This window comes from Gardnerella sp. DNF01198P (genome assembly GCF_049244165.1).
GTDB lineage: Bacteria > Actinomycetota > Actinomycetes > Actinomycetales > Bifidobacteriaceae > Bifidobacterium > Bifidobacterium swidsinskii.
Window position 1 is genome coordinate 1,588,249 of record NZ_CP058382.1, and the last position, 12,082, is coordinate 1,600,330.

A 12,082-nucleotide genomic window follows, 5' to 3' on the forward strand; every position below is an offset into this window, starting at 1 on the left:
TCTGAAATTTTAAAACCGTATTTCAACAATTCCAATGCACAATTACATTGTCGCCTTTATACGTGCCCAACACAGAATAATGCGCGGTATCCATACGAAGAAGTCGCGCAAAATCTGGGTTTATTCCAAGCCAGCGCGCAGTAAGAATACGCAACACATGAGCATGCGCAACAACAAGCACGTCCTTACCTAATTTCAATTTAGGCATTGCCATATCAATAATCTTTTGAGTACGATCCGAAACCTCTTGCAAGCTTTCTCCAGAAGTCCTGTGCACATCCACTGTCTCTCCACTAGGAAGCACTTCTTTAGCATCACTAACCATGTGAAAAGGAAGAACTTTAGGACCATGTTTCCACACATCCCACGCCTCAACTCCACTTAGTTTAGAAATATCAGCGCGCGTGCGACCCTCAGCAGCACCATAATCCCACTCCAGCGCGCTATCGCAAATTGTATACGAAGCAAATCCAGCAAACTGAGCTGTTTGCTGCGCGCGACGAAGCGGGCTTACAAGCACACAATCCTCATCAAAACCTTTTGTGAACACACGCTGCAATCTAGCACCAGCCTCTTTTGCTTGCTCAACACCAACTTCAGTAAGAGGCAAATCCGTGCGCCCAGTATGCTGACCAGACACACTCCAAGCGGTTTGACCGTGACGAAGTAACACCAAGCAACCCTGCTTCGAGCATTCTTTCTGAGAGGATTCTTTAGTGCCGTTATTTTGCATAGTCTTCACATTCCTCACCAGCGCCATGTACACACATCGCACTGGACGCCTAGCAGCACGATTGCTTTACGTAAGCATTTCTTAACTTGCAGCCACTTTGCCGCAAATCAAGATTACTGTTCCATGGTACCGCCAAAATTGGTATTTCGTTACCATTAACATAGAAAATATGACGCAATTATCATCGGCTAATACTAAAACTCAACGAAACCATCGTGTGACTCAAGCTACCGTGCAACGACTGAATGCAGCGAATCGTAAGATTGATGCGCTTCGCGAGCGCCGATTAAAAAATCCAAATACTTTAGGAGATTCGTTGCTTAAAGCCGCACTTCCGTCTTTTGCAACGTTTATAGCTGGACAGATTGCGCACTTAATATGGGAAAAACATGTTGATACTAGAAAAATCAATTTAAACTCTAATAATCGTCCTAACAATCTTTCTAAAGAAAAAATCACACAAAAGCAACGTGTTAAGCAAGAAGAACCATTGCTAATGTCTCTTGGATTTGCAGTATTTTCTGCGATTCTTACTACGATTGTTGGTCGCTTAGTAAGTCACGGAACCTTGTCTTATGTTGCGCGGAGGCAAAGAAAGCGACAGTTTCGAAAAAATAAATTCTAATTTTGAACAAATGAAACTAAATGCAGAAATAATCGAAGAATAAGGAAAGTAAGGAATAAGAATAACGTGCAAAACTTACGTCACAACGAAACTATTGATACTCTACTGAACCACCGATCTATTCGCGCTTTTTGCAGCGAAGCAATTGACGAAGATACAGTCGCGACTCTTGAAACCGTGGCTCAACGCGCTGCTTGCAGCCAGTTTTTGAACGACTGGTCAGCGATTAAAATTACGAATAGCTCAATTAAGCAGAAGCTTTCCGAAATTGGCAATCAAACATATATTGCTACAGCTCCGCTGTTGTACGTTTTTATTATTGACCAGCACAGAAACGCTGCAATTGCACAAAAAAATGGCATCGATACAGGCAGCGACGAATTTATGCTTAAAACTCGTTACCGCTTTACTCAAGCTCAAAACGACGTCATTTTGGCACTTCACACCATGGAAACTGCCGCGGAATCTTTGGGTCTTGGTTGCGTAATCCTCGGTTCAATTTTGAACAGTAGAACTCAGCTTATTGATATTTTGGATTTGCCTGAATACACGTATCCCGTGCTCGGCTTGGCAATTGGTAAGCCTGCACAAAATCCGGAATTAAAGCCGCGCATGAGTACTAGCATGCAGATTTTTGAAAACACTTACCCTGCTGACGATGCTGAATTACTAGAGAATCTTGCCGATTTCGACAATCGCGTGCATCAATATTACGATTTGCGAAATACTAGCAGACCGGTTGACGCTTTCAGCGCGCAAATTCTTGCTATAGCAGCAGACGATATTGCCAAAAAACACGAAGCAGAAGATGTTGAGCAGGTTGCAAGGCAAGGTTTTAATGTTGCATAAGATTTAACACCGTTTTAATTTAGTGCCGTTTTAACTTAACGCCGTCTTGGCTTGTACCCGCGCTTTCTAGATTTAGGCTTCGTGCTTGCGGATGGCGAGCGCATATCGGAATACATGCGATTTACCGGGTTTTTATGCGTCAAATGCCAGCAACCACAATATTCACAAGCATAAACCCATAACTGTGTTCCACGCTCTCGCAAACTTTGCTCCGCTGCCATAAGAGCCTGCCCTTTATTCTTGTACATGATTTTTTGGGTAGATTCGCAGCGCCTCGGAGTAAAGAAATACATAGCTTTTATGGTAGCAAACCGCTTAACACAGATTCTACGAGTTGCGTGCAATAGCGCGAAATAATGCAGCATTCCTAAATTTAAGTCACCAAACATATTCGCAAAAGTTCAAAATAAATTCAAAATAAATTCAATTTTTACTTTGCAAAATACAAATTTGCGCGTAAAATCATCACTAAAAATATAAATAGTTCAATTTAATACTTATATTTTGAACTTTGCTATAAACTTGTTCAATTTATAAATGCCGATTTTACAAGAAAGACAGATTATGGCACAGAATTTTGCTGATGAGCTTAAAAAAGCTATGAAGCGTAAGGGGTACAAGCAGATTGACGTAATCGAGCTTGCAGCAAAAAACGGTCATAAACTTGGTAAAAGCCAGTTAAGCCAGTATTTAAGCGGCAAAACCGAGCCTCGCAAAGACGTACGTAACATGCTAGCTGAAATTCTTGGAATCAGCAGCGACGGAATCAAAGGCGGTCATTCTTGTGCAAAAATCGAGCAAAACTGCCAGTCTGCAGAAGAACCACAATTAAATCAGCCACAGCTTACAGAAGCTGAACTTTCCCAAACACTCAAACATAGAACCTTCAACAAATCAACCAAACTCGAGCACGTGCTTTATGACGTTCGCGGCCCAGTTGTTGAAGAAGCAAACCGCATGGAAGCGAACGGAACGCATATTCTAAAGCTCAACATTGGAAATCCTGCGCCTTTCGGATTCCGCGCTCCAGACGAAGTGATTTACGACATGCAACAACAGCTTATTGACTGCGAAGGCTACTCGGATAGTCGTGGACTTTTCTCCGCTCGCAAGGCGATTATGCAATACGATCAGCTTAAGGGCATTCCAGGCGTGCAAATGGAAGATATTTACACTGGAAACGGAGTTTCCGAGCTGATTAATCTTTCTATGCAAGCGCTGCTTGATTGCGGCGACGAGATTCTTATCCCAAGCCCAGACTATCCGTTGTGGACTGCGTGCGCTAGCCTGGCTGGAGGTACTCCTGTGCACTACATGTGTGACGAAAAGTCGCATTGGTACCCAGATATTGCCGACATTCGCTCTAAAATCACGCCTCGCACTAAAGCAATCGTGATTATTAACCCGAATAATCCTACGGGTGTGCTGTATAGTCGCGAAGTTTTGGAAGAGATTGTTAAGATTGCGCGCGAGTTTAATTTGATTATTTTTGCGGACGAGATTTACGACCGTCTTGTTATGGATGGCAAGAAGCATATTTCGATTGCTTCTCTTGCTCCAGACGTATTCTGCGTAACTTTCAGCGGACTTTCTAAGTCGCATATGATTGCTGGCTTCCGTATTGGTTGGATGAGTCTTTCGGGAGATAAATCCAAGGCTCGCGACTACATTATGGGTCTTAATATGCTGTCTAATATGCGCTTGTGCTCGAACGTTCCTGCGCAGTCAATTATTCAGACTGCTTTGGGCGGATACCAGAGCGTTGAAAAGTATTTGGAACCAGGCGGACGCGTGTATGAGCAGCGCGAGTATTGCTATAACGCGCTTCAAGAGATGGATGGCGTAAGCGTTGAGCGACCAGACGCTGCTTTCTACATGTTTGTAAAGCTCGATCCAAGTCGATACAACATTCACGACGACGAACAGTTTGCGCTTGATTTGCTACGCGATCAGAAGTTGCTGATTGTGCACGGCAAAGGCTTTAATTGGCAGACTCCAGGCTACTTCCGCGTAGTCTACTTGCCGCGCTTGCAAACGCTTCGTGACGCAATGGGCAAACTCGCTAACTTCCTCTCCTACTATCGCCAGTAGAAAAAATAATTTTTATATAAACAAAAAAATTATGCATATAGTGCCACGCTAAAAAAACTTAACGTGGCACTATATTTTTCATAGGAGGAAGGAATCAAAGTATTTACTAAGCAGCCTATTCTCTTATAGATGCTGCTGGGCCAATTGACTCACGCAGCAGCACAGTAATAGGTAGACATACGTGACGGGATGATGCTCGTTCATACCCAGCATTCAAAGTCTCTACTATATATTCAGCAGCTAAACGTCCTTTAGTTGTAACAGGCTGTTTAACTGTTGTCAACGGTGGATTACTACATGCAGACTCATCTAGATCATCAAAACCTGTAACAGAAATATCACGTGGGATTTGCAAACCAAACTGTCTAGCAGCATCCATTACTCCAAACGCAATAACATCACTAAAGCAGATGAACGCAGTTGGGAATGCAGAATTATTTTGTTTAGTTATTTGTGCAAAAGCTTCTTTTCCTCCAGCACGAGTGCATGGCACTTCAATAACATTTTTCTTATCGACCAGTGGGGCTATTCCATTCTCTTCTAAAGCAGAAATCACACCATCAATACGGCGACGAATTGTTCCATGCCAAGAAAGATACCCATCATCATTGCCTGATTCTGGAGAAATCACCACAAAATTGCGATGGCCCAATGAAATAAGATGCTCAGTTAATTCCTTCATAGCGCGCGTCTCATCAATATTGATACTTGGAGCCTGACTATGCACCTCACTGTCAACAATAACAAATGGCTTTCCTTGCTGCATAAGAGCTTCAACTTCACCACGATCTTCTTCTAAACCAGTTACTATAAAACCGTCAACTGCAGCATAAGGAATTGCTTTTAACATAGAATTACGAAGTGGAGGCACTAAAAGAAGCGTCAGTCCCTCTCGCTCACAGATTTGCCCAATACCTTGAATAAATTCCGAATAGTATGGATTTTCTAGCACTCGCCCTAATTGCTGTGGTAGTAACAATCCCAAACTATTTGTCTTTTGAGTTCGCAGCATATAAGCAACAGGATTACGCACATATCCTAGTTCCTTTGCAACTGAAAATATGTGTTCTACAGTTTCTGATGATAAGCGATCAGGAGTATTATACGCAAAGGAGACAGCAGATTTAGAGACACGCGCTGCATCAGCAATATCCTGCATTGTAATTTTCTTTCCCATGTCTCACACTTCTTACTTCTACATTATTTTTACTGTTGAGCTTGCAATACAATCATAGAATTATCTTTATTGGGGCGCCAACTATTTCCAACAGTTACACCATTTATAATTCGCCAATTATGATTTTGCAATTGTTGAGGTAGCTTCGATGAATTATATTCTACCAAATTATTACGTGAAATAATCATCAAAAGAGATTCTTCCTTATGCTCTCGAGAAATAATGACAGTATCTTCGTCAACAGCGTAACAACTTTGCGTGCCTCTTCGCAACGCAATATGATCACGCCGCAATGCATTTAATTGAACAATTGTACGGAATATTTCAGCATTTGCATCAAGACTATCCCACTGCATACCAGAACGGCACCCTGGATCATTATCGCCAACCATACCAAGCTCATCACCGTAATAAATCATTGGAGCACCTTCGCAGGCAAACATGCAATAGTACGCGGTTATGCAATCCTCAGTATTATTTTGATGCGCAGTTAAAACACGCTCAGTATCGTGGCTACCCAACAAATTCATCATTCCATGGTGATATCCATACGGTATGCGCTCCTGCAAACGGTTAATACCGTTAACAAAATCGTATGCATTGAATCGCTTTGTCGCAGTAAAACCTAAAACTAAATCACGCAGAGTATAATTCATTGTGCTATCAGTAGTGTCTCCTTGCAACCATTGAGCAGGGTCTCTCCACTCTTCAGCTATCAAACATAATTCCGAATTTTTTGCTTTAACAACTTGCCTAAAGTCCTGCCAAAATTCTGGATAAATAAAATATGGAACGTCAAGACGATAACCATCGATACCTTGATCAATCCAATATCTTGCAACATTAAAATGATGCTCACGCACCTTTGGATTAAACACATTCCACTTCGGTAGATATTCACAACCAGAACAGGTTTTATAATTAGGCACAGGCAATGACTTAACTGGAAAGTTTTTCACTGAAAAATAATTCACATATTCTGAATTCTCTTCATTTTTAACAACATCTTGAAACATCCAATGAGTTTTACCACAATGATTTAAAACTGCATCTAGTACTATACGTATATTCCGCTTATGCGCTTCATCTACTAATGTATGGAAATCTTCAAGAGTTCCTAAAAGTGGATCGATTTTAAAATAATCGTTTGCATCATAACGATGATTTGTTGCAGCAGAAAAAATTGGATTCAAATAGAGCGCATTGCAACCTAAATCATGAATATAATCAAGTTTTTCTGTAATTCCAGCAATATTACCGCCTAAGAAATTCTCACGCGTAGGCTCAGCATCCCATGGATCAAGCGGCACATGACCTTCAGTTAGCATACCGTAGCCTTCACAACGATGGAAACGATCAGGAAAAATCTGATAAAATCTTGCATCAGGCAACCACTGTGGTATAGACATAATAAACCCCATCCTTAATATTTCTACAATTTCTAATCTTTCATACCCGTATTTGCAATTCCTCTAACGAGCGCACGTTGGAAGAAAAGGAACACAATGATACTTGGTATTGTTGCAGTCAAAGTTCCTGCCATCAAATAATTCCAAGAGGTTCCATAACGCCCTACGAAGGATGCTAAACCAATCTGGATTGTACGAGTTTCATCCGTATTCGTAACCAATAACGGCCAAAGGAAATCATTCCACGCAAAGAGAAAACTGAAAATACCAAGCGTCGCAAACGCTGGATATGACAATGGAACAATCAGTTTGAAGAATATTCCAAACCTGCCACAACCGTCAATGCGCGCTGCCTCATCAAGCTCTCGAGGAATTGTTGCAAAATATTGGCGAAGTAAAATAATGCCAAACACATCTGCAAGTCTAGGAACAACCAAAGCATACAGCGTATCAACCCACCCCAAATTAGCGACTATCTCATAGGACGGAATAACAATCACAAAATTAGGAATCATCAATGCAGAAAGCAGCAGAATGAATATTGTTTTCTTCAAAGGAAATTCTAAGCGCGCAAAAGCGTAGGCAGCAAAGGCATCAAATATTAAATGTCCTACAACAATTCCTACTGTCATCAATAGCGTATTCCAGTAATATTGTGCAAACGGCGCAGCTTGCCAAGCGTGAATATAGTTTTCCCAATGCCATGATGTAGGAAAAATTGAAGTATTCGTGTATGTTTCAGCACGCATTTGCAAAGAAGTAGTGAACATCCACAAAAATGGAATGATTACTGTTGCTGAACCTAAAATCAGAATCGCATGACGCGCTAAACGCGACCATAATGATGATTTCATTATTCTTCTCCTTGTGCTCCAGAAACTTTCCATTGAACCATCGTCACGCCTAGCACTAGCGCAAGTGTAATAAACGCTATTGCTGTTCCATAGCCAAAATCACCAAGCTTGAACGCATCCCGATACATCATCATGCCAAGCACTTCCGTGCCTCCGCGAGGCCCGCCACCCGTGAGCATGTATGCAAGGTCGAAGGATTGGAAGCTCGTCACCAATGCCTGAACTACTACAAAAAACGTCATTGGAGACAGCAATGGGAAAGTAATCTTCCATAATTTTTGCCACCCAGTAGCTCCATCTAATGCAGCCGCTTCATACACGCTTTTTGGCAATGCTTGTAACGCAGTTAAATACAAAATAGCGTTAAAACCAATATTTTTCCACACGGTCAAAAGAATTAATGCAATAAGCGCAAGCCAGCGATTTTGTAACCAATCTGGTCCGTGTATATTGAATTTCATCAACACACTGTTCACAAATCCAGAAGGATCAAGCATATATTTCCACACAATGGCTGCAGCTACAGAAGATGTAACCACTGGAAGGAAGTAAATACTACGATAAATACTCCTACCTCGTATAGGTGCATCAAGCAAAAGTGCGAGAAATAACCCAGTCAGCACACTTAATACACATACACCAGCAGCATAAATAATTGTTACCATTAAGCTGTTGAAAAACTCAGGATCTTGGAAAAGACGAGCATAGTTTCCCAAGCCAATAAATTTCTTTTCCGGAGAGAATCCATCCCACGATGTTAGTGAAATATATACAGCAGACAACACAGGGTACAGCACGAAACCACCAATAATAAGCACTGCTGGCAACAAGAATACCGCAGCACAAATTACCTGATCTTTCTGGTAGTGCCTGTGCGCAGACTTGAGAAAATGACGTTTTTTCATTACATACTCCTTGATACAAAGAACTCCGATAGCTGAGCCAACTTTATTTCATTCGACCCAGCTATCGGCACAGTATTTATGCAATCAGCCTTTGGCAATCACGTCGTTTACTGCCTTTTCAGCATTCGCAAGCGCTTCGTCAACACTCTGCTCTCCAGCGAAAGCCTTCTCCACAGCCTTTGCAAATTCGAAGGAAATCTTTGGATACAATGGCGTATTTGGACGTGTATGAGCAATCTCCATTTGTTCCACAAACGGAATTAAACGAGGCTGTTCTTTCTTAACCCAATCCAAATACTTATCAGACTTTGCAACACTCTTCGTTACAGGAAGCATGCCAGTCTTTTGCGACCACTTAATCACCTGTTCTGGCTGCAAGAACCAATTCAAGAACTCGCCAGCAGCCTTGGCACGAGCGTCAGAATTGTGGAAGACGATTGCTTGTTCACCACCGAGATTGGTTGCCTCCTTACCATCCTTTGGATGAGGGGCTTTTGCTACACCGAAATCAAACGGTGGATCTGGCGCCCAGATGCCAACCATCCAGCTACCTTCCTGAGCAGAACCACCCTTGCCCTTTTCAAATTCGCCCCACTTAGCATATGGGCTCACGCCGCTCTTGATAAGATCCATCCAGAAGTTCATAGCCTTCTTGCCTTCTGGCGTATTGAATGCAGCCTTAGAATTATCCTTCGTCAAGAATTCGCCACCAGCTTGCCACAAGTTGACCTGGAAGTTCCAAGTTAAACCTTCGCCGTTATCTCCTGCTTGAGTAAGCAAATCATACCCTGGCTTGCCCGTCTTTTCCTTGATTGTCTTGGCAACTTTCTTCAACTCATCCCATGTTTGCGGTGGCTTGTTAGGATCTAACCCAGCTTCTTTATAAACATCCTTGTTGTACATGTACGCAAGATTATTAGCAGTCACTGGCACAGAAACTTGTTTGCCGCCAATATGACCATAGTCAATCAATGCAGGAGTCACATCATCGAGCGTTTTCGAGCTGATAACCTTAGAAAGATCAGTCAAATTGCCCATTTTTGCAATCTGTGGCACCCATACCAAATCACTTATAGAAATATCTGGCAAGCTCTTCGACGAAGCCGATGCACGAAGCTTCGTCATAAAATCAGAATTCGGGACGCTCGCAGTCTTAATATTAATATTTTTATGCGAAGCATTAAAATCCTTCACCATTGCATCAAAGGTATCAGCATTAGCACCATCCCAATAATGCCAAATGGTAAGCGATGTTGCACCATTAGCGTCGGACGATTTTGCACTACCGCACGCACTTACGCTAATAATCATTGCAGCAGCACCAATCAGTGCACATATTTTTGTAAGTTTCTTCATTGTAACCTTCTTTTTATATTCATATGTTAACTTGCACTCATTTTGCATTTAGAAAATGGATGACGAACTATTCTCTAAAGCATCAGAAAACAAACTAATAATTTTTGTATTCTTTGTTGTATGACTACATAACAAGCAAACAGTTTTTTAATTGCCACAAACACTGGCTCATATAAATCTACATGTCATGTTCACACAGACACCAAATCAAAAATGCACGCTTGTTTCTACCTCCTCCCCTCCAACTCCGAAGACATTATCTTTAGACACCCACTGTTTGTCATCAAGCAATGCCTTAAATTGGAACTTTTTACCTTTAGGTATTCTTTCCATTTCAAATTCCCATATGTCGTTACCCAAATAATGACATGCACGACCATAATTCCAAGAAAGTGGATAAGTATCTCCTCTTACAGTTAGCGAATGACCTAAAGGAACATTCGCATGAACCATAATCTTCGTAAGATTCCGACGAACTGGGTGATACTCAGAAGTAGACGTCTCTGCGGCAAAAATAGCGACATCATGCGAAGATAATAGCACCTTAATCTGTTTACCGGTTACTCCTCCTGGCACAACAGTTGCCTTACGATTCGTATTCATCATATCTGTCAAAACAGTTCCTACAGAGATATGACTTTCTGCTCTAAGAGGTATAGTAACCATCTTTTCACCCCAAGTATTATGAGCAACTGTAATAACCTCATCGCTATTATCCTTGGCCATACGAGAGAAAGCATACACATCTTTGGCAGACCACATCTCAAGTTGACGACCTGTCCTCAATGAAGTGTGCTTACGACGAATCTCTGTTAATCGTTTAATATGCTGGTATAACGGAGATTTAGTGTTAAACGATTTCATATCTTTACGATTATCCTTATTTGCAATAGGGACTTCTGAACCATTGCCATTACCGTCATCAGCCTGTTCAGTGCCATAATAAATAATTGGCAAACCACGGGTAGTCATCATAAACGACAAGGCAGAACGTAAACGTTGATAATCATCATTTGCCCAAGTCAAAAACCTTGCTCTGTCATGATTATCAATAAATGTCTCTAATTGGTTTGGATTCCTATATTTCGTATCCTGCGAAAATAGCTTCCCTAAGTCACGCATATCCGTGTCTGCTGAAAAAGTTCTACGCACAGTGAAGAAATAAGGAAAATCTAATGCACCCCATTCGTAGTTTTGGTAATCAGCAACATAATCAACATCGCCAACAAATATTTCTCCAAATGATGGAACCCCAACTTCTTTCTCAAATTTCTTTAACCAAGGTTTCGGGATAGAACGAGCAGCATCTACTCTCATTCCATCAAAGCCCATATCAATCCAATCTTTATATGTCTTAATAAGATATTTAGAGACTTGCGGATTAGACTGATCAAGATCATCTAAACCACCAAGATCACATTGCTCTATATCAGACTGCGATTCAGTATTATCGAATTTACAATCACCAAAATGATGATAAAATGCTGGATTATTCAAAAACCCTTCTGGATGATATGCCCCATTATATTTACGAGCATAAGCATCAAGATAGTCTGACGTGTGATTTGGCACAACATCGAGAATCATCTTTAATCCACGATTATGAGCTTCATTAATAAGCCTTTGCAAATCAGCTCTACTACCAAAATGTTTATTTGGTGTTGCAAAATCTTTAGTGAAATAACCATGATAGCTTGCTTCTTTACCGTCTTTTGACAACGGTTCTTGTTCAGACACAGGAGAAATCCAAATTGCAGTAACACCCAACCCTGCTATATAGTCCAAATGATTAGTTAGACCTTTCCAGTCGCCACCATGATAAAAACCTAAATCATTAGGGTTATATTCACCATGACCAAAATCATTGTTGGATGAATCACCATCCGCAAATCTATCAACTAAGACTTGATAAATAACATCACCTTCTTCCAATGGTCGCACACTATGAGCAGTGTTCGCAAAAGCAGAAGTAGGTGAATTAAAAAGTAACATTAAACTAATAAAAAATGAAACTATAAAAAATAAAAACCTACGCATAAATGCGCTAAACTTCATCGCTCGAGAGTTCATTTCAGTCTCCTTT

10 protein-coding genes and 1 pseudogene are annotated in these 12,082 nt (G+C 41.2%); 3 read left to right on the top strand and 8 right to left on the bottom strand.

Going from position 1 to position 12,082, the window contains the following annotated elements:
- Positions 1-22 precede the first annotated feature (22 nt).
- Positions 23-733, bottom strand: a complete 711-nt coding sequence (locus tag HXT44_RS06590) for a histidine phosphatase family protein (protein ID WP_064621493.1) — start codon at positions 731-733, stop codon at positions 23-25.
- Positions 734-902: 169 nt separating this feature from the next.
- Here HXT44_RS06590 and HXT44_RS06595 point away from each other — a divergent pair, with 169 nt between their 5' ends.
- Positions 903-1,358, top strand: coding sequence for a DUF4235 domain-containing protein (locus HXT44_RS06595; protein WP_064621498.1), 456 nt, complete (start codon positions 903-905; stop codon positions 1,356-1,358).
- Between the two features lie 66 nt (positions 1,359-1,424).
- Positions 1,425-2,207: a nitroreductase family protein gene (locus HXT44_RS06600; protein WP_421782855.1), complete on the top strand. Its 783-nt coding sequence runs from the start codon at positions 1,425-1,427 to the stop codon at positions 2,205-2,207.
- Between the two features lie 35 nt (positions 2,208-2,242).
- On the opposite strand, the gene HXT44_RS06605 is transcribed toward HXT44_RS06600, so the two are convergent.
- A complete protein-coding gene (locus HXT44_RS06605) occupies positions 2,243-2,500 on the bottom strand; it encodes a hypothetical protein (protein WP_076003106.1) in 258 nt (85 codons plus the stop codon).
- A 271-nt stretch (positions 2,501-2,771) separates the two neighbouring features.
- On the opposite strand from HXT44_RS06605, the gene HXT44_RS06610 reads away from it, so the two are divergent.
- Entirely contained in the window at positions 2,772-4,298 is a 1,527-nt protein-coding gene (locus HXT44_RS06610) for an aminotransferase class I/II-fold pyridoxal phosphate-dependent enzyme (protein ID WP_012914541.1), read from the top strand.
- 115 nt (positions 4,299-4,413) lie between these two features.
- On the opposite strand, the gene HXT44_RS06615 is transcribed toward HXT44_RS06610, so the two are convergent.
- The 6 genes and pseudogenes from HXT44_RS06615 to HXT44_RS06640 all read right to left on the bottom strand — a co-directional run.
- The gene (locus HXT44_RS06615; protein ID WP_004108190.1) at positions 4,414-5,475 is read right to left on the bottom strand and encodes a LacI family DNA-binding transcriptional regulator; all 1,062 of its coding nucleotides are present in this window, start codon (positions 5,473-5,475) and stop codon (positions 4,414-4,416) included.
- Between the two features lie 29 nt (positions 5,476-5,504).
- Positions 5,505-6,884, bottom strand: coding sequence for a glycoside hydrolase family 13 protein (locus tag HXT44_RS06620; protein ID WP_004108193.1), 1,380 nt, complete (start codon positions 6,882-6,884; stop codon positions 5,505-5,507).
- 32 nt (positions 6,885-6,916) lie between these two features.
- On the bottom strand, positions 6,917-7,738 hold the full coding sequence (locus HXT44_RS06625) for a carbohydrate ABC transporter permease (RefSeq protein WP_004108195.1): 822 nt from the start codon (positions 7,736-7,738) through the stop codon (positions 6,917-6,919).
- Positions 7,738-8,643: a carbohydrate ABC transporter permease gene (locus HXT44_RS06630; RefSeq protein WP_064621607.1), complete on the bottom strand. Its 906-nt coding sequence runs from the start codon at positions 8,641-8,643 to the stop codon at positions 7,738-7,740. The genes HXT44_RS06625 and HXT44_RS06630 overlap by 1 nt, the downstream gene beginning before the upstream one ends.
- Before the next feature lie 84 nt (positions 8,644-8,727).
- Entirely contained in the window at positions 8,728-9,999 is a 1,272-nt protein-coding gene (locus HXT44_RS06635) for an extracellular solute-binding protein (RefSeq protein WP_162863161.1), read from the bottom strand.
- A gap of 936 nt (positions 10,000-10,935) precedes the next feature.
- Positions 10,936-12,069: pseudogene (locus tag HXT44_RS06640) on the bottom strand (alpha-amylase family glycosyl hydrolase); the annotation flags it as partial.
- Between the last annotated feature and the right edge of the window lie 13 nt (positions 12,070-12,082).

Excerpts from the sequence above, each read along its gene's own strand:
- HXT44_RS06605 (WP_076003106.1), bottom strand. The coding sequence starts at position 2,500 with ATGTATTTCTTTACTCCGAGGCGCTGCGAATCTACCCAAAAAATCATG.
- HXT44_RS06610 (WP_012914541.1), top strand. The coding sequence starts at position 2,772 with ATGGCACAGAATTTTGCTGATGAGCTTAAAAAAGCTATGAAGCGTAAG.
- HXT44_RS06620 (WP_004108193.1), bottom strand. The coding sequence starts at position 6,884 with ATGTCTATACCACAGTGGTTGCCTGATGCAAGATTTTATCAGATTTTT.
- HXT44_RS06635 (WP_162863161.1), bottom strand. The coding sequence starts at position 9,999 with ATGAAGAAACTTACAAAAATATGTGCACTGATTGGTGCTGCTGCAATG.
- HXT44_RS06625 (WP_004108195.1), bottom strand. The coding sequence starts at position 7,738 with ATGAAATCATCATTATGGTCGCGTTTAGCGCGTCATGCGATTCTGATT.
- HXT44_RS06630 (WP_064621607.1), bottom strand. The coding sequence starts at position 8,643 with ATGAAAAAACGTCATTTTCTCAAGTCTGCGCACAGGCACTACCAGAAA.
- HXT44_RS06615 (WP_004108190.1), bottom strand. The coding sequence starts at position 5,475 with ATGGGAAAGAAAATTACAATGCAGGATATTGCTGATGCAGCGCGTGTC.
- HXT44_RS06590 (WP_064621493.1), bottom strand. The coding sequence starts at position 733 with ATGCAAAATAACGGCACTAAAGAATCCTCTCAGAAAGAATGCTCGAAG.
- HXT44_RS06595 (WP_064621498.1), top strand. The coding sequence starts at position 903 with ATGACGCAATTATCATCGGCTAATACTAAAACTCAACGAAACCATCGT.